The sequence below is a fragment of the Bacillus cereus group sp. BfR-BA-01408 genome (genome assembly GCF_022663305.1).
Taxonomy (GTDB): Bacteria; Bacillota; Bacilli; order Bacillales; family Bacillaceae_G; genus Bacillus_A; species Bacillus_A pacificus.
Window position 1 is genome coordinate 1 of record NZ_JAKUFF010000015.1, and the last position, 18099, is coordinate 18099.

Consider the following 18099-nt stretch of genomic DNA (forward strand, 5'->3'; position numbering starts at 1 on the left):
AGATATGGTAGAAATTTTTAAACTTGGTGGAATGGAAGTAACGAAAGAAGACGTAGTTGATATGCTTACAAAAATAAAGAGAGCGCCTCAGCACGAACCTGAAAACCCTGATGTGGAAGAAGATGAGTACGTAAAAACATGCGATATGATGATGTTAGAGGCATTTTTAAATGGATTTATTACTTTAAAAAGAGGAAAGCAAGATCCGAAACCAGGACAACCGGCACCTGTACAAAGCAAAGAGAGTGCGAATAACCTTCTTCTAAAGAAAATGAAAATCGCACTTTCATTAACGAGTGAAGATGTACTTGATATACTAGATAGCGTAGGCGTTACGGTGACTAAGGGAGAACTAGGCGCTCTATTAAGAAAAAAAGGCCATAAAAATTACAAAGAGTGCGGCGATAGATACGCAAGGAATTTCATTAAGGGATTAGCTGTAAAGTATAGAGGATAATGAGTCCGTCAAAGCAGCAAATGGTATAATAGGTAGAGTAGGACGTTCGTATCCTACTCTTTTTATATGTAAAATAATACATTAGGTGATGAAATGGTACATACTTATTTAGGTGAGACAATTAATTTTCATATAACTTATAAGAAGAAAAAATCAGTGCGTCTTTTTGTAGATTCTTACGGAAATGTAGAAGTACAAGCTCCGAAAGGGACACCTGTTGAATATTTAGTCCAGTTGCTAGAGGAGAAGTGGGATTGGATTCAGACAACCTGTAAGGAAATGGAGGAGCGAGCGCGTGGACCACAGGAAAAGGATTATGATCAAGGAGAAGGCTTTTTGTATTTAGGAAATACGTATCCGATACAAATTTCTCAAGATACAAATATTACGCAAGACAATGCAGTGTTTGAAGGAGATAAGCTACATATTTATGTGAAAGATCTTAAAGATGAGAAAATACAGCAAGCTTTAAAACGATTTTATTATAAGCAGTGTAAAACTTTAGTAGAGAAGAGTATTAAAGCGCATCAAAGTAACTTTAAAACAAAACCACGTTCTATTCGTATTACAGATAGTAGTCGCACGTGGGGTACTTGTGATTCGAATTTACAACTAACCTTCAATTGGAAGCTAGCGATGGCACCACAGCGAGTAATTGATTATGTAGTTGTTCATGAAATGTGTCATATGGTTCATTTAAATCATGATCGCTCTTTTTGGCGTCTTGTCGGGAAGATCATGCCTGATTATAAGGAAATGGAGAACTGGTTAGCGTTATCTAGTTGGAAGATGACGGTTTAGTGATGCACTTATTGTCAATCTTTGTCGGTAAGTCGATTTATTTCAAAAATCGCTGATATATTTGGGGTTGCGGTCGATATGTTCAAGGAAGAGAAAGCAAAAGGAGATGTTACAGCAGCCATCTCCCTTTTTCTGGTGTAGCAATTATCTCCCAAACTTCACAACAAAATCTTCATCCACCTTCTCCATTTCATACCCACGATACCCTTCCGAAAGCAACGCCTGTTGTCCACCAGCATTGTTCATTGGAACGCTCTTAATCTCCGTCCAATCTTTTTCCTTGTCTTCACGCAATTCCTTCACAAAAACATACCGCATACTACCACCATACTTCTCCTTCAGTGCAGCAATCTCCATCCCTTGTGAGAACTTATCTTTTAAACTTGGAATGTTAAAAGGTGCAACAGTGCAGCACACATAATCATATTTGCCGTTTTCTTTTTGTAATTCGTCCATGATGACTGTCGCTAATATTTTTTGCATCCCATTTCCGCGGCAGTTCGGATGAACGTTTGAGATTTCTTGATAGATGACGCGGTGTAGTTCACTTTCTGGTAAGCCGATATCAAGTCCTAAATGTTCATCGTCGATAGGAGGGACGAGTAGGGCGCGAAATGCGATGAGTTCGTTTTTGATAAAAGCACCGATCATCATGCCATTTCCTTCTAGAATGTATTGAAATTCTTCTAACGATAGTGGTTGTAAGCGACTTTTATCCTCAAGCGTCTCAACTACAACGTTTTGTAGTGATAAGATTTGTTCGATGTTCTCTAGTGTGAGTAATGTAACGTGAAATTGCTCATTATTTTGTTTTAATCTGCCTTCGTATAGAACTGTCATGCGTTAGTCCTCCTTTAGCGTACAACGTCTTGAAAGACGGTAAGTTCTTGCAGGATATCCTCATTTATTTCAATGCCGAGTCCTGGCTTTTCGTTTAAGCGAATAAATGGTACGTCGTAATGTAAGTTTCCGATGTCTTTCGTGAACTTTAATGGACCTGTTAGCTCGACGCTCGTAATGATTTTTTTCGAGAAAGCGACATGGAATCCTGCGGAAGAGGCAACGGATGATTCGACCATAGATCCAACTTGGCATTCAATGCCTGCCATTTCAGCTTGATGAGCGAGTTTTACAGCGGGATATATGCCGCCGCATTTCATTAGTTTTATGTTTACTTTATCAGCAGCGTCTAATTTAATAATTTGGCGCATTTCACGAGAGCTCTTTAATCCTTCATCAATCATAAGCGGAAGGTCTGTTTTCGAACGAATGTGAGCCATTGCGTCAATATCGTCTGCGACAACAGGCTGTTCAATCCAGTCGATGTTTACATGACCTAATGAACGAAGTGCTGTTAATGTGTTGGCGCTATTTTTCCACCCTTGGTTTACATCAACGCGAATCGCAATATCATTTCCTACACGTTCACGTACCGCTTCAATTCTTTTTACATCTTCTTTTACATTTGTACCGACTTTCATTTTGAAAGATTGGTAACCTTTCTGAATCATAGAGGCAGCTTCTTCAGCCATTTCTTCTGGATTTGCGATACTTAAGACGTGAGTGACAGGAAATTCTTCATGGTAGCGTCCGCCAATTAATTGATATATAGGTTGATTTAGTTTTTTGCCCATTATATCAAAACAAGCAATATCTATTGCAGCTTTTGCAGTAGGAACACCGTAAATTGTATTGTCCATCATATCGTGTATTTTCTCGATATTCATTGGATTTTGCCCGATAAGAGCAGGAGCTAGTGTATGCTTTAAAGTATGGAAAGTACTTTCCCACGATTCGCCTGTAACGTGATCATCAGCGACGCCTTCACCATAACCGATAATGCCTTCGTCTGTTTCCATTTTGACAATAATAGAAGGCATATCAGAATAAGAACCGTAACTAATAACAAACGGATCGCGAAGCGGTAAACGAATTGCATAAAGGTGAATAGCTGTAATTTTCATTGAATAAAGACCCCTTCCTGTTTACAATGGTTTTGTACATTTGATATAGTTGACGTTAAATAGTCGTTAATTAATGATAAGGAGTTAGAGAAATGATGATAAAAATTGCAGTTGTCGGTTCAAAAGAGTTTATGGAGACACTTTTACCTATTGCTCATAAAATAGAAGAAATAGAAATTGATCCATATATTTACCTTCATCCGGCAGAATCTTCTGAACTATTAAAGCGTTTAAAGCCTTGTGATTTCATCTTTTTCTCAGGTGCTTTACCTTATTATATGGCAAAAGAAATAAGAGAACAATTACGAATTCCGAGTACGTACTTACAGCAAGACGAGACAACCATCGCATCTTCCATTCTTTCTGTCATGTATCACCAAGGTATTCAACCACATCAAATCTCAATTGATTTAGTAGACCGCTCATTTATTGTAAATGTGCTCGAGGATATCGGTATAAAAGAAAGTCCACAAGTGTTTGATTATGAAAATATGCTGTGGAGTAAAGATGAAATAAATAGAGTTATTGATTTTCATGTAGCTAAATATCAATCTGGAGAAGCTCATTTAGCTTTAACTAGTATTCATGCTGTCTATGATGAACTTCAAAAAATAGGTATTCCTTCAGAACGTATGATAGATCCAAAGCAATCTATTATACATGGGTTAAAAGATGCAAAAATAAAAGCTGAGTTAGCAAGAAGCCATTCAGCTACTGTTGGTGCTTGTATTATTTCTTCTTTAGAATTACGAGATGTTTTGCTTGAGCAATTAAATGTCATTTCAAAAGAACTACGTGGTTCATTTAAAACAATTGATGAAATGACGTTCATTTTGTATACAACTCGTGGTGATATTGAATCCATTATAAAAACAAATATGATAAATAATTTATTTGCGAGTATAGAAGGAACGATAGCTATTGGATTTGGTTACGGAAAAACTGTGAAAGAAGCGGAGCAAAATGCTAAAATCGCCCAAGGTTTCGCGAAGAATAATCCAATAGACCACTGTTTTTATATACTAACAAGTGATAAAGAACTATTTGGTCCGTTCCCGAAAGAACAGAGAGTACAAAGTTTGAAGAACGACAACCCGGAACTAATGAAAATAGCGAAGGAAACGAAACTTAGCCCAGCAAATTTATCAAAGATTATTCAATTTAGTCAATCACATCCGTCATTGAAGTTTACAGCAGCAGATCTTTCTGAATACTTACAAGTGACTCGACGATCAACTGAAAGGTTATTAAAGAAACTAGTTGATTATGGGTATGTTCATATTTGCGGCGAGGAAATGCCTTATCAACAAGGGCGTCCTCGCGCAATATACGAACTGAATTTACCGTTATCTTTAAGCTTCTAATTGAGCTTTTTGTTTTTTTAGTAGTTCCGCTTTTTCAATGTCAGATAGTTTCGTAATTGTGAGACCAGTTATACCGTAAATAATCGAGATAATAGGTACGATGAAATTCAATATAGCATAAGGAGCATATTCGAAAGCACCTACGCCGAGTGTTGCGAGTATAAATACACCGCATGTATTCCAAGGTACAAAAACAGAAGTTAATGTTCCGCCATCTTCTAATGCTCTGGATAAATTTTTAGAATGTAGTCCTTTTTCTGTGTATGCATTCGCGTACATTCTTGAAGGAACAACAATCGAGATATATTGTTCAGAGCAAGTAAGGTTTGTTGCAAAGCAAGATGCGATAGTTGAAGCGATAAGTCCTTTTGCTGATGTCGCTAATTTTAAAATTTGATTTACAATGGAGCGAAGAATACCTGTATGTTCTAATACTCCTCCGAAAGTCATAGCGACAATGGTCATAGAGACGGTATTCATCATAGAGCTTAAACCACCACGATTAAATAGCTCGTCTACTAGCTTGTTGCCAGTGTCTATGACAAATCCACTTTGGAGTGCAGCAACAGCTGATGAGACAGAACCACCTTGAATAAAGACTTGTGATAAAAATCCTAAAATAATACCTACGAGAATAGCTGGTATAGCAGGAACTTTTTTAGCAACTAACACCATAACGACTACAGGTATGATTAGTAGGAAAGGCGAGATAACAAAGTTTTGCTGCAATACTTGTAACGTTTGCTCGATACTTTTTGCATCAATATTGTTAGCGCCGAAGCTTCTTCCTAAGAACGCATAAACGATAAGAGTAATAATTAAACCTGGAATTGTAGTAAATAACATATGACGAATATGTGTGAATAAATCTGTATTTGTTAATCCTGCGGCTAAGTTTGTTGTGTCTGAAAGCGGTGACATTTTATCGCCGAAATAAGAACCGGAAATGATAGCACCGGCAACCATTGGAGCTGGGATTCCCATACTAAGGCCAATGCCCATTCCTGCAACACCAATTGTTCCCATTGTAGACCAAGAGCTACCGATAGCTAATGCAACAATAGAACAAATAATTGTAATTGAAACTAAAAATAGTGATGGAGTTAATAGATTTAAACCGTAATAAATCATTGTTGCGACGATTCCACCACCAATCCAAGCACCGATCGTTAAACCTACTAGGATAATGATAACGATAGCGGGTAATGCGAGGCGAATTCCTTTATACATTGCTTCTTCAATGTCGTTCCATTTGTAACCGTAACGCCAAGCGACGATGGAAGCAACGGTTGTACCGATAATAAGTGGGACGTGAGGGCTTTGTTTTAATACAACAATTGTAACCATCATAACTGCAACTGTAATGATAATAGGAATCATGGCTACACCAAAAGGTATTTCTTTTTTCATAAAGGTCCTCCTTGTTATGTATGTTTGTTTGTATTTTTAGAATTGTCGTAAAATAGACGTTTATTAGGTTATGATAACTAAAAATATATGTAAGCGTCAATATAAAAGACAGAAAATAAGTAATATTCTAGTTGTTTGTTTAGTTTGTAATATAGATGTAGAGTAAGCTTTTTTAGTGTTTAAAAATAAATAATTGACTTTTTTCTTAAAATTCAATATGTTCATAAAAACATCTGTTTTTCATAAGTATAATTAACCTAAATGGTTTTGGAATTTGGGAAGGAGAATGTAGCTTTGAAAACATTAGAACTACAAGAGCGTTTAACTGAAATTTTTCAGCATTTACATGAAAACCCTGAAGTGAGTTGGAAAGAGTATGAAACGACAGCGTATATTACTAACTTTTTAAAAGAAGAAGGAATTTCATATAAAATATTTGATGATTGCCCAGGCGTGATTGCTGAAATTGGAAGCGGAAATCCTGTTATTGCGATTCGCGCTGATATGGATGCACTTTGGCAAGAAGTGAATGGAGAATTTAAAGCGAATCATTCGTGTGGTCACGATGCTCATATGACGATTGTAATGGGACTTATTTTACAATTAAAGAATATGAGATGGAAAAGTGGTACAGTTAGATTTATTTTTCAGCCAGCAGAAGAGAAAGGGAATGGTGCTTTAAAAATGGTAGAGAAAGGTGCTGTGGATGATGCGGATTTCCTATTCGGTGTTCATTTGCGCCCGATTGAAGAACTATCTTTGAAACAGGCTGCCCCATCAATTCGTCACGGAGCAGCAGGATTTTTAGAGGGTACGATTCACGGAGAAGATGCACATGGAGCACGCCCACATCAAGGGATAAATGCAATTGATGTTATTTCCATGATTAATATCGGTTTGAAAAACATATGGCTACCACCGCAAAGTTCCTATTCAGTAAAGATGACGAGGTGCCAAGCTGGTGGTGATAATTTAAATATTATTCCGGGTAACGGGCATTTTAGCTTAGATGTCAGAGCGGAGAGTAATACATTATTAGAAGAATTGAAGAAAAAAATAGAGCATGTCATAGAATCAGCTGCATCGATGGGATCGAAAACTTCATATGAGTGGATTGATCTCGCGCCAGGAGCTGAAGTTTCAGAAGAAGCTGAGCGATTTATGCGTAAAGGTATTCTTGAAGTGTATGGGGAAGATAAATGTACGGGGCCACTTTATACGACAGGAAGCGATGATTTCCATTACTACACAGTGAAGAAACCACATTTAAAAGCTGTCATGCTTGGATTAGGAGCAGACCTACAACCTGGATTACACCATCCGTATATGAAGTTCGATCATAGTTGTATTATGGATGGGGTAGAAATATTAAAACAAACTGTATTGAAAGTGTTAGAAGACAGGGGCTAGGGAGCTCCTGTTTTTTTGTAGGAACTTGTCGTTAAGTCGATATCCTTTGTCGAAACGTAGATATATTGAAAAAATCGTCGATATAATTTCACGTACCTATTATTTCGATGAAAAATGAGCATCCAGTACATGGTGTATAATAATAAGTACCATTTTTTAATAGGAGAAGTCGAATGAACGAACAATATTATGATGCAGTTTTAAATATAAAAACAGTCGGTGAGCAAAAAGGATTTAACAAGTCTATGCATTATCATCGTTATGAACCGACGCCGTATAGCGGATTAGATGAGTTATTGAATCAATATGAAATAAGAAGTAGCGACCAGATTGTAGACTTTGGATGTGGAAAAGGACGATTGAACTTTTATATGCACCATAAGTGCGGTGCTTCAGCGATTGGAATTGAAATGAATGAAGAGTTTTATAAAGAAGCGTTGGATAATCTTGATCGTTATGCACGCAAGGTAAGAAACAGTAAAGATAAAATTGGGTTTGAATGCTGTTTAGCGCAGGAATATGAGATTGATCCGCGTGATAACCGATTTTATTTCTTCAACCCATTTTCTGTACAAGTATTTATGAACGTAGTAAATAACATTTTACTTTCTGTAGAAGAAATGGGGAGAGAAGTGGATATTATTTTATATTATCCTTCTGAGGACTATATTTTCTTCTTAGAAAATCAGACTGCGTTTGAGCTGAAGAGGGAAGTAAGATTGCCTGGGGCTTATGAGAAGAATGGGAATGAGAGGTTTTTAGTGTATAGATTGGAGTGTTAATGTATGGGTGCTTGGGGAGTAGCAATATTATCAGACGATATTGCTGAAGATATTAAGTTACTATATAAGGATTTGTTAGCAAATGAATATTCAAATGAGGAAGCAAGTAGGATTGTAATTGAGGAGTACAAGAATGAATTAGATGATGAAGAAACTATTGCCTTTTGGTTAGTATTTGCTTCCATACAATGGAGGTTAGGGAGACTTCAAGAGAATGTTAAGCAGGAGGCATTGCAAATAATAGAGAGTGGTACAGATTTAGCTCGCTGGGAAGAAGAACCTAAATTACAGAAGAAACGTGAAGTAGTTTTAAATAAATTAAGAGAACAGTTAAATTCTCCGCAGCCAGAAGCGAAAAAAGTACCGAAGAGATTTATAGCTAATACTTCTTTAAAAGCAGGTGATGCTGTTAGTTATGAATTAGTATCGGGGAATTATATTATCCTTAAAGTCATTGAGATTGTTGAGGAATGGCATGGAGATCGATATCCTCTGTTCGAAATGTGTGATTGGGAAGGGAAAGAGATTCCTTCAAAAGAAGAAATAGACCAATTAGAATTGAAAATAAAGATTTATGAGGGTGGAAAACAGGAAGGTGTAAAAATTGCTATTTATCCGGCCGGAAAAAGAGACAGCACATTAAAAAGAATCAAAGTAGTGGCAGAGGATGTAAAAGTAGTATTGGATATAGGGTCGCCGTATACAATACTATGTTGGAAGGATTTGGACGACTACGTAGATACATTGTAATAAAAAGGACGCATTACCTAATTGGTAATGCGTCTTTTACTCACGTCTATATTAGTTACGGATTAAGTAATCAAATGCACCTAAAGCTGCGTTTGCACCTGAACCCATAGAGATGATGATTTGTTTGTACGGATTATTTGTACAGTCACCTGCAGCAAACACTCCTGGTACGTTTGTAGCGCCGTGCTTGTCTGTTACGATTTCACCGCGAACGCGTTCAACTGTTTCGCCTAACCAGTCTGTGTTTGGAACAAGACCGATTTGTACGAATACACCTTGTAATTCAACGTGATGAACTTCTTCAGTTTCACGATCGATGTAAGAAATACCGTTTACTTTATCAGTACCAGTAATTTCTTTCGTTTGAACGTTTTTCAGAACAGTTACGTTTGGTAAGCTGTTAAGACGTTCTTGTAATACAGCATCAGCTTTTAATTCTGGCATGAATTCAAGAACAGTTACGTGATTAACAATACCTGCTAAGTCGATAGCTGCTTCAATACCAGAGTTACCTCCGCCAATAACTGCTACGTCTTTTCCAGTGAATAATGGACCGTCACAGTGTGGGCAGTATGCTACACCTTTATTTTTGAACTCAGCTTCACCTGGTACGCCAACATTACGCCAGCGAGCACCTGTTGAAACGATTACGCTCTTACTTTTCAGAATAGCGCCGTTTTCAAGTTCCACTTCAATAAGTTCTTTTTTCTCTAAACGTTTCGCACGTTGTAGATTCATTACATCGATGTCGTATTCTTTAACGTGCTCTTCAAGACTTGCTACTAGCTTAGGACCTTCAGTGCGTTTTACGCTGATGAAGTTCTCAATACCCATAGTATCCATTACTTGACCACCGAAGCGTTCAGCAACGATACCAGTGCGGATTCCTTTACGTGCTGCATAAATTGCTGCACTTGCACCAGCAGGGCCGCCACCAACAACAAGAACATCGTATGGATCTTTATCAGAAAGCTCTGATGCATCTGGACCGTTACCCATTTTAGCTAAAATTTCTTCAAGTGTCATACGACCGCTTCCGAAAGATTCGCCGTTTAGGAAAACTGTTGGTACTGCCATGATGTCTTTGCTTTCTACTTCCTCTTTGAATGCAGCGCCATCAATCATAGTATGTGTAATACCAGAATTAAGAACGCTCATTACGTTAAGAGCTTGTACAACATCAGGACAGTTATGACAACTTAGGCTGATATAAGATTCAAAATGATATTCGCCTTGAATGTTTTTAATTTGATCGATTAATTTTTGTTCAACTTTTGGAGCGCGTCCACTTACTTGTAGTAAAGCTAACACTAATGAAGTAAATTCGTGTCCTAATGGAATACCAGCGAATACGACACCAGTGTCTTCACCAGGGCGGTTTACGCTAAAGCTTGGTGTTCTCTCTAATTCAACTTTTTCTACTGTAATCTTAGATGACATAGTAGCTAATTCGTCTACTAGAGCTAACATATCTTTAGATACGTCATCGTCTCCTGCGCTTACTTTAAGTAAAATATCGTTCTCCATTAATTGAAGATATTGGGATAGTTGTGTTTTTATATCTGCATCTAGTATCATTTTGATCGAACTCCTTAGATTTTGCCTACAAGGTCAAGGCTTGGTTTAAGTGTTGCAGAACCCTCTTGCCATTTAGCTGGGCAAACTTCACCTGGGTTGTTACGTACGTATTGAGCTGCTTTAATTTTGTTAACAAGAATGCTTGCGTCACGGCCGATACCGTCAGCATTGATTTCCATAGATTGGATAACGCCGTCTGGATCGATGATGAATGTACCACGAGCAGCAAGACCTTCTTCTTCCATTAAAACGTTGAAGTTTGTAGTGATTGTGCGAGTTGGGTCACCAATCATGATGTACTCGATTTTACCGATAGTTTCTGAGCTATCATGCCATGCTTTGTGAGTGAAGTGAGTGTCTGTAGATACAGAGTATACTTCAACGCCTAACTCTTTAAGAGTTGCATATTGGTTTTGTAAGTCTTCAAGTTCAGTTGGGCAAACGAATGTGAAGTCAGCTGGGTAGAAACAAACTACACTCCATTTTCCTTTTAAACTTTCGTCAGTAACTTGGATAAATTCTCCATTATGGTAAGCATTAGCTTTAAACGGTTTTACTTCTGTGCCGATTAATAACATATTAAAATTCCTCCTAAATGTTGGTTTTGAGCATCAAAAAATAGTGTGCTCATAAAATATATTTTTTAATTAACTATAATAATTCTAATTCGATATTAATTATCATATAGAAGTGGTTATTTTGTCAAGAGAATAAACGAACTTTATATCAATTTAATTAATATTTATTCTCAATTAAGGATAACAGGGAACTGAAAGGTAACTTTAAGTTTATAAATTTTCAATGATTGTTTGAAAGAGTAGTGTGTATGTTAGAGATATGGTGTAAGTGTAAATTGTTAGGAAGGAAATATTTCTTAGAAGTTGTCTTTTTGAAAAGGAACTGCTTATTTCTATTTTACAAAGAATTGTGTGATAAATAAAATAAAATGAACTAGAATCTTTTTGAACAATTTTTGTCCTCTCAAATATATAATTAGGAAGCATATTGCAATGATATAGAAACATTGACTCAAGAGGTTAACAAGATATAATAAAACCTAGATATACCTTTCAAAAAGAAGAAGATATAATATAGGATGAAAAAATTTCACCCTATTATTTTTTATAGCTTTTAGAAAACGCTTACAATTAGTGTGGAGGGGAAACCATGTCTAAGTTCACGAAGTATTTTTTAATGGAAGCTAACGATGTGATTGTATATGTGAAAGAGAAATTATGTAAGTTTGAACATGCAAAGGGGCTAAAGTGTAAAGAAATAGGTGATGGATTGGTTACAATCGACAATGGTAGAGGTAATTGATTTATTTAAGAAGAAGTTTTTAGACGCTTGGGATATTCATGTGCCAGAGATTATGGCGAAGGAAGAAGGCTTTAACGAAATCTATTTACAATCTGTATTAGAGGATATAGCTGCGGTGACGGGTCTTGAGTTAATTCGTCGTATTGTTGGGCTAGCGAAAGTAAAAGACATTACTTGTATTGAGAATGAGGAAGCACGTGCTAGAGCGGAACGTATTTGTCTTCAAGTTGCAAAGAAATTTATTTTACGAGCGAATCAATATAAAACAGGTACAAGCTTTGTAGAAACGTTAAAAGAACAGTCAATGCACTACGCGAAGTAAGGGGAGAAGATGATGGAAGAGCAATTAATACCAATCCAGTGGAAAGAGATGCTTCTGAAGTGATCAATCGCTTCGGGCAATATTCTGCTCCGAAAGAAAGTAAAGTATATAATCCAGCATTTGATGTCACGCCATATGAAAATGTAACAGCGATTATTACGGAAAAAGGGATTGTAAAAGCACCGTTTACAGAGAACTTAAAAAAGTTATTTCAATAAGTAGATAGAGTTAAAAAGTCAGTCATCATAAGCTTCATACTTAGGGGGATGTATATGTTATTACAAAAAGAAAGAGAAGAAATTGTAGCGTATGGAAAGAAAATGCTTTCTAGCGGTTTAACAAAGGGGACAGGCGGTAATATTAGTATTTTCAATCGCGAGCAAGGTCTTGTTGCCATTAGCCCAAGTGGTTTAGATTATTATGAAACGAAGCCTGAAGATGTAGTTATATTAAACTTAGATGGCGATGTAGTAGAGGGAGAGAGAAAACCATCGAGCGAACTCGATATGCACCTTATTTATTATAGAAAGCGTGAAGATATAAATGCGCTTGTGCATACACATTCTCCTTATGCGAAGACGATTGCATCATTAGGATGGGAACTGCCCGCAGTATCGTATTTAATTGCTTTCGCAGGCCCTAATGTTCGTTGTGCACCGTATGAAACATTTGGTACGAAGCAATTAGCAGAGGCGGCTTTCGAAGGGATGATTGATCGCCGTGCTGTTTTACTTGCGAATCACGGTTTAATTGCGGGTGCAAATCATATCAAAATGGCATTTACTGTTGCAGAAGAAATTGAGTTTTGTGCGCAAATTTATTATCAAACGAAAAGCGTCGGAGAGCCTAAGTTATTGCCAGAAGATGAGATGGAGAATTTGGCGAAGAAGTTTGAAGGGTATGGACAGCAATAGAATGAAACAAGAAAGACCCTCAAGATTTGACTCTTGAGGGTCTTTCTATGCCTTCTTAAGCAATAAATACATAAAGTAAGGGGCACCAATTAAAGCGACAACAATACCTGCCGGGATACCGTTAGGCTCAACGATATTTCGTCCAATTGTGTCTGCTAATAGTAATAGCCATCCGCCGATTAAAAGGGCGATAGGCATGAAGATTTGATGCCTTGGACCTACTAAAGATTTTGCGATGTGAGGAGCCATTAGTCCAATAAAGCTAATTCCTCCTGTTACGGAAACAGCTGCAGCTGCAAGCGCAACGGCCGCCACTAATAAGTATCTGCGTTCTTTTTCAATTTCAATTCCAACGCCAATTGCGACCGGTTCGTTTAATGCTAGAATGTTTAATCGGTTTGCCTTATAGAAAACAAACGGAATGAATACGATTAACCATGGAAGCATTGCTAAAACAAAGATCCAGTCATCTCCCCAAATGTTACCGGCAATCCATTTGGCGATAAAGTCCACTTTCATACGATCTGCGGATGAAATAAGGACAATCATCATTCCAGATAGTGCAAATGCAAAACCGATACCGGTTAATGTTAATCGCACCGGCTGAAGTCCAGTTGATTTACTATATGAAAATACGTAGATTAGAACAGCTGTTAGAAATGCTCCAATAAATCCAACGACAGGTAGTAAGTAAAGAAATGAACCTACATCTATTGGAAAGTATAAGAAGAAAATAGCAACAGCAACACCGGCCCCAGAGTTGATTCCGAGAATACCAGGTTCAGCTAAATCATTTCGGGTAAGTCCTTGCAGAATAGCTCCTGATAAAGCGAGAGCCATACCAGCTAATAATGTAATGACAATTCTAGGGAGTCTTAATGAGTATAAAACGAACTCCTCTTTAAAAGTTCCTTGTCCCATTAATGTTGGGAGTAGTCGATCATAAGATAAAGATGCTGAACCGAGCCCCATTCCAATTACAATAGTTGTAATGGTTAGGATAAGTAAAGCGAGTATAATAAGACGTTGTTTTCTTAGAATAGATGGGATCATGAGAACATTTTTCCTCCTTTACGTACAATGAATAGGAAGAATGGTAATCCTACAATTGCGACAATAGCAGCAACTGGTGTTTCGTACGGAGCGTTAATGGTACGTCCGATTGTATCTGCAAGTAGCATAAAGGAAGCACCAGCAATTGCTGACATCGGTATAACAAATCGGTAATCTGGACCGACAATTGGGCGTACCATGTGAGGTACCATTAAACCGATAAATGCCATATTTCCGACAAGTGCTACAGACGCACCTGCAAGTAAGATAATAATGATAAATAGAATGGTTTTAATAACAATAATTTTTTGACCTAGTCCAATAGCTACTTCTTCACTGAAACTAAGAACTGTCAATTTTTTTGCTAGTAAGATGGCGATAAAGATACTAATTGAAATGACTGGAATAATAATTTTTAATTGTCCCCAAGTTGTTCCAATTACGCCCCCAGCAGTCCAAAGTGATACCTCTTGTGAAATTTTAAAATAAATGCCGACACCTTCTGAAATTGCAAGCAAAAATGCTGAAACGGCAGCACCAGCTAATACAATTCGAAGAGGGGAGAGTCCACCTTTTTTCATCATGCCAATGCCAAATACCATAATTGCGCCAATTGCAGCACCTATAAAGCAAGCAAATGTTAAGTAAAGATAGCTGATGGAAGGGTTGAAAGCAAGTGTTAGTGCAAGCGCAGCATTTGCTCCACCAGATAGCCCTAATAATCCAGGATCGGCAAGTGGATTTCTTGTTAATCCTTGCATAATTGCTCCAGAAACAGCAAGTCCAGCTCCTACAAAAATAGCAGCAACTTCACGGGGCAAACGTATTTCGCGAATAATAGATATTTTATCCCCTTTAGCGGAGGAAGTGAGTGCTAACCATACGTCTTTTATTGAAGTATCTGCAGCACCTAATACCATTGCCACCATAAAAATAAGAAAGAATGCAATTATGCTTAAAATTAATTTGTATGTAAAAGCTATAGAACGTGTATTGTCATGTTCTTTTGTCATTCGTTTCACATCTTTTCTTTTCATAGAATAAAGGAAGAGGAATTCTTAATTTAAGAATTCCTCATGTTTGTATTATTTACCAAGAAAGCTCTTCTTGAAGAAGTCCAGTTGGAAATCTAATGTAAGTGGATCATTGAAATAGAATTCCATCATGTTTGCTTCGTATACGCGATTATTTTTTACTGCTGGGATGTTTTTATATGATTCTGTCTCTTGGAATGAGTTATCAGTATCTTTGTTTTTACTTACGATTAAGTAATCACCAGCAAACTCAGGTAATACCTCAGTAGATAATGCGTAGTAACCTTCTTTTAATGCTTTTTCTTTTACCTTTTCAGGCATTTTTAATTTCATTTCTTGGTACAGAATTTCTGTTCCACGGCCCCAGTTCTCGCCGTATACATAAAGCTGTTTGTTGAAGTTTTCTACAACAGACACTGTAGCATCTTCACCGATTTTTGCTTTAATTTCTTTACCAGCTTCTTGTGCACGTTTCTTGAAGTCATCAACCCAAGTTTTTGCTTCTTTTTCTTTGTTTAATAACTTACCAATTTCTAAATGCTGTGTTAAGTAATCAACTTTTCCGTAAGTGTATGTTACAGTAGGAGCGATTTTCTTTAACTTATCAACATTTTTAATATTTTCTAAACCGATGATTAAATCTGGATTTAGTTCAGCGATTTTTTCAACATTTTCATCTGATACTTCAGCAACATCTTTAAGTTTGCTATCAAAACGTGGGTTTTGTTTAGACCATGAATCTACCCCAACAAGATTTACACCTAATGACATTACGTTACCAGCGAATGATGATAAAACAACAACGCGTTTTGGATTTGCAGGAACTTCTACTTTACCATTTTCAGATTGGTATGTAATTGTTTCTGATTTACTACCTTTTGCATCATTCTTTTTGTCTGTAGAGCCATTGCTACAAGCGCTCATAACAAGGACGAAAAGAACTGTTAGTGAAATAAATAACTTTTTCATCGTCTGTCTCCTTTAAATAGATGATATGTGTATACAATAATTTGTTTAATTGCAATCTTTTTGAAAGAGTAGTGGTAATACAAAATATTTATTAAAAATCTTGAATGTGAGATATCACAATATAGTATTAACCATACTAATAAAAGAAGATGTAATCTCAAATTTTCTAATTATTAACAAATTGATAATGATTATCACTATTGATTCATTAAATAATATAATTTTATCTAGTTTTATTGTCAATAGTAATTTTAATTGTAAATTTTGCGGAAACAGGTTATATTTTATTGAGAATGATAATCAATGATTAGTAGCTGAGGAGTGAGCACGAATGAATCGAGAAGAATTGTTTGATGTAACTGTGATAGGTGGAGGACCTGCAGGGCTTTATTCAGCTTTTTATAGTGGACTCAGAGAAATGAAAACGAAAATAATAGAATTTCAACCACAGCTAGGTGGAAAAATACATGTTTATCCAGAGAAGATGATTTGGGATGTAGGTGGACTATTACCAGTTACAGGTGATAAATTAATTGAGCAACTTGTACAACAAGGGTTAACATTTCAGCCGGAAGTTGTATTAAATACAAAAGTAGAATCGATTATTCGTAATAAAGATGGCACTTTTACGTTAAAAGCAAACGATGGAAAAGAACACTTTTCAAAAACAGTTATTGTGGCAACTGGAAGTGGTATATTGAAACCACAAAAGTTATCAATTGAAGGTGCTGAGCGATTTGAAGTATCGAATTTAAATTATACAGTGAAATCTTTAAAGCGTTTCAAAGATAAAACGATCATTATTTCCGGCGGAGGAAATTCTGCCGTTGATTGGGCAAATGAATTAGAACCAATCGCGAAAAAAGTATACGTAACATATAGAAAAGAAGAATTATCTGGTCATGAAGCACAAGTGAAGCAACTGCTGAACAGCTCAGCTGAGTGTTTCTTTCATACATCGATTACAAAATTAATTGCTGGTGATAGTCATGAAGCGATTGAATATGTAGAATTAACGAATCATGAGACAGGTGAAGTTTCTCATTTACTGATTGATGAAGTTATTATTAATCATGGATATGAACGTGACATTACATTATTAGAAAATAGTGAGTTAGACGTTGCGATTATAGATAATTTTTATATTGCAGGGAATGCAAATAGTGAGTCTTCAGTAGACGGATTATATGCCGCTGGGGATATTTTAAAGCATGAAGGAAAATTACACTTAATTGCGGGAGCATTCCAAGATGCTGGAAATGCTGTAAATAAAGCGAAACAATTTATTCAGCCAGATGCAAGTGAGTATGGAATGGTTTCTTCGCATAATGAAGTATTTAAGAAGAGAAATCGTGAATTGATTAAACAGATGATGAAATAGTAAAGGAACAAGTATACCCCCATTTACTTCTCTATTCAAATGACGAGAGAGATAAATGGGGGTTTTCCTGTTTACTATATTTTCAATCATTATAATGACACCGGTTTCATCAGTTCATGTGAAATGAACGTTTTATTTGTAAATCCTCCTATAAAACAATGAATCTATGTTTTGCTGACGCAGAACAGTATTACATTATGCTGTTCCTTTAGCTCGTTCGTTAGGAAATGGCATATTTAATATAGAAGCAATGTACTGTTTTCCATGCATTCGAGCTAATGATTCTAATATTTGGCGAACACGTTTTGTAAGATGACCTTGTTTTTTTATTTCCTCACAATATGCGTCATAGAAAACGTATTTAGCCCAAAGGAAATCATCTTGTTGGAATAAGAAATGATTTTTGTACCATTCTCCAATTGTATGGTAACAATTGTTTTCCTGTATTGCTGCACTTTGAGAAAGAATACGATCAGATAAAGATGCAGTTAAATGAGAAATTGTGTTTTCTGTTTCAATTTGTAATGTTTTTTCTAACATTGTAATGATGTGACGAGTAGCCATATGTTAACTCTCCTTTGTGTAAATGG

At 36.5% G+C, this 18099-nt stretch carries 18 protein-coding genes and 2 pseudogenes; 11 read left to right on the top strand and 9 right to left on the bottom strand.

Annotation, left to right across the window (positions count from 1 at the left end; all coding sequences use genetic code 11):
* Together MR083_RS09590 and MR083_RS09595 are read left to right on the top strand one after the other, a co-directional pair.
* Nucleotides 1–457: YehS family protein (locus MR083_RS09590; RefSeq protein WP_242269070.1), on the top strand; the 457-nt coding region annotated here is incomplete at its 5' end.
* Nucleotides 458–550: 93 nt separating this feature from the next.
* Nucleotides 551–1258 carry a M48 family metallopeptidase gene (locus tag MR083_RS09595; RefSeq protein WP_242269072.1) on the top strand — a complete coding sequence of 236 codons (708 nt, stop codon included), beginning with the start codon at nucleotides 551–553 and terminating at the stop codon, nucleotides 1256–1258.
* A gap of 144 nt (nucleotides 1259–1402) precedes the next feature.
* Here the strand turns inward: MR083_RS09595 and MR083_RS09600 are convergent, their stop codons facing one another.
* Complete coding sequence (locus tag MR083_RS09600) at nucleotides 1403–2098, bottom strand: GNAT family N-acetyltransferase (protein WP_242269074.1); 696 nt, start codon at nucleotides 2096–2098, stop codon at nucleotides 1403–1405.
* A gap of 14 nt (nucleotides 2099–2112) precedes the next feature.
* The gene (locus MR083_RS09605; RefSeq protein ID WP_139869451.1) at nucleotides 2113–3222 is read right to left on the bottom strand and encodes a mandelate racemase/muconate lactonizing enzyme family protein; all 1110 of its coding nucleotides are present in this window, start codon (nucleotides 3220–3222) and stop codon (nucleotides 2113–2115) included.
* Nucleotides 3223–3314: 92 nt separating this feature from the next.
* Here MR083_RS09605 and MR083_RS09610 point away from each other — a divergent pair, with 92 nt between their 5' ends.
* The gene (locus MR083_RS09610; protein WP_000972831.1) at nucleotides 3315–4586 is read left to right on the top strand and encodes a hypothetical protein; all 1272 of its coding nucleotides are present in this window, start codon (nucleotides 3315–3317) and stop codon (nucleotides 4584–4586) included.
* On the opposite strand, the gene nhaC is transcribed toward MR083_RS09610, so the two are convergent.
* Complete coding sequence (nhaC, locus tag MR083_RS09615; RefSeq protein WP_000711544.1) at nucleotides 4575–5996, bottom strand: Na+/H+ antiporter NhaC; 1422 nt, start codon at nucleotides 5994–5996, stop codon at nucleotides 4575–4577. The two genes, MR083_RS09610 and nhaC, sit on opposite strands and share 12 nt — an antisense overlap.
* A gap of 294 nt (nucleotides 5997–6290) precedes the next feature.
* Between nhaC and MR083_RS09620 the strand changes: the two genes are divergently transcribed.
* The 3 genes from MR083_RS09620 to MR083_RS09630 all read left to right on the top strand — a co-directional run bounded on the left by MR083_RS09620 (nucleotide 6291) and on the right by MR083_RS09630 (nucleotide 8938).
* Nucleotides 6291–7406 (top strand): M20 peptidase aminoacylase family protein, encoded by a 1116-nt coding sequence (locus MR083_RS09620; RefSeq protein WP_242269075.1) that lies wholly within the window; start codon nucleotides 6291–6293, stop codon nucleotides 7404–7406.
* A gap of 173 nt (nucleotides 7407–7579) precedes the next feature.
* Nucleotides 7580–8188, top strand: coding sequence for an SAM-dependent methyltransferase (locus MR083_RS09625; RefSeq protein WP_001005654.1), 609 nt, complete (start codon nucleotides 7580–7582; stop codon nucleotides 8186–8188).
* Nucleotides 8189–8191: 3 nt separating this feature from the next.
* A complete protein-coding gene (locus MR083_RS09630) occupies nucleotides 8192–8938 on the top strand; it encodes a hypothetical protein (protein ID WP_242269076.1) in 747 nt (248 codons plus the stop codon).
* 51 nt (nucleotides 8939–8989) lie between these two features.
* On the opposite strand, the gene ahpF is transcribed toward MR083_RS09630, so the two are convergent.
* Both ahpF and ahpC read right to left on the bottom strand, forming a co-directional pair.
* Complete coding sequence (gene ahpF / locus MR083_RS09635) at nucleotides 8990–10516, bottom strand: alkyl hydroperoxide reductase subunit F (protein WP_000599493.1); 1527 nt, start codon at nucleotides 10514–10516, stop codon at nucleotides 8990–8992.
* Between the two features lie 14 nt (nucleotides 10517–10530).
* A complete protein-coding gene (gene ahpC / locus MR083_RS09640; protein WP_000924422.1) occupies nucleotides 10531–11094 on the bottom strand; it encodes an alkyl hydroperoxide reductase subunit C in 564 nt (187 codons plus the stop codon).
* Nucleotides 11095–11683: 589 nt separating this feature from the next.
* Here ahpC and MR083_RS09645 point away from each other — a divergent pair.
* The 4 genes and pseudogenes from MR083_RS09645 (at nucleotide 11684) to MR083_RS09660 (ending at nucleotide 13072) form a co-directional block, all read left to right on the top strand.
* Nucleotides 11684–11836: a hypothetical protein gene (locus tag MR083_RS09645; RefSeq protein WP_000033245.1), complete on the top strand. Its 153-nt coding sequence runs from the start codon at nucleotides 11684–11686 to the stop codon at nucleotides 11834–11836.
* Nucleotides 11799–12158, top strand: a pseudogene (locus MR083_RS09650) (5-methylthioribose kinase); the annotation flags it as partial. The gene MR083_RS09645 and the pseudogene MR083_RS09650, both read left to right, overlap by 38 nt.
* 41 nt (nucleotides 12159–12199) lie before the next feature.
* Nucleotides 12200–12376, top strand: a pseudogene (locus MR083_RS09655) (S-methyl-5-thioribose-1-phosphate isomerase); the annotation flags it as partial.
* A 54-nt stretch (nucleotides 12377–12430) separates the two neighbouring features.
* The gene (locus tag MR083_RS09660) at nucleotides 12431–13072 is read left to right on the top strand and encodes an L-fuculose-phosphate aldolase (RefSeq protein WP_000926569.1); all 642 of its coding nucleotides are present in this window, start codon (nucleotides 12431–12433) and stop codon (nucleotides 13070–13072) included.
* Nucleotides 13073–13117: 45 nt separating this feature from the next.
* Here the strand turns inward: MR083_RS09660 and MR083_RS09665 are convergent, their stop codons facing one another.
* The 3 genes from MR083_RS09665 to MR083_RS09675 are packed head-to-tail and all read right to left on the bottom strand — an operon-like array spanning nucleotide 13118 to nucleotide 16128.
* Nucleotides 13118–14125, bottom strand: a complete 1008-nt coding sequence (locus tag MR083_RS09665) for a FecCD family ABC transporter permease (protein ID WP_000613093.1) — start codon at nucleotides 14123–14125, stop codon at nucleotides 13118–13120.
* Nucleotides 14122–15162: a FecCD family ABC transporter permease gene (locus MR083_RS09670; protein ID WP_011039957.1), complete on the bottom strand. Its 1041-nt coding sequence runs from the start codon at nucleotides 15160–15162 to the stop codon at nucleotides 14122–14124. The genes MR083_RS09665 and MR083_RS09670 overlap by 4 nt, the downstream gene beginning before the upstream one ends.
* A gap of 48 nt (nucleotides 15163–15210) precedes the next feature.
* Nucleotides 15211–16128 carry an iron-hydroxamate ABC transporter substrate-binding protein gene (locus MR083_RS09675; RefSeq protein ID WP_000732573.1) on the bottom strand — a complete coding sequence of 306 codons (918 nt, stop codon included), beginning with the start codon at nucleotides 16126–16128 and terminating at the stop codon, nucleotides 15211–15213.
* A 331-nt stretch (nucleotides 16129–16459) separates the two neighbouring features.
* Here MR083_RS09675 and MR083_RS09680 point away from each other — a divergent pair, with 331 nt between their 5' ends.
* On the top strand, nucleotides 16460–17509 hold the full coding sequence (locus tag MR083_RS09680) for an NAD(P)/FAD-dependent oxidoreductase (RefSeq protein ID WP_001078292.1): 1050 nt from the start codon (nucleotides 16460–16462) through the stop codon (nucleotides 17507–17509).
* A 195-nt stretch (nucleotides 17510–17704) separates the two neighbouring features.
* Here the strand turns inward: MR083_RS09680 and MR083_RS09685 are convergent, their stop codons facing one another.
* On the bottom strand, nucleotides 17705–18073 hold the full coding sequence (locus tag MR083_RS09685; RefSeq protein ID WP_000235471.1) for a hypothetical protein: 369 nt from the start codon (nucleotides 18071–18073) through the stop codon (nucleotides 17705–17707).
* Nucleotides 18074–18099 lie beyond the last annotated feature (26 nt).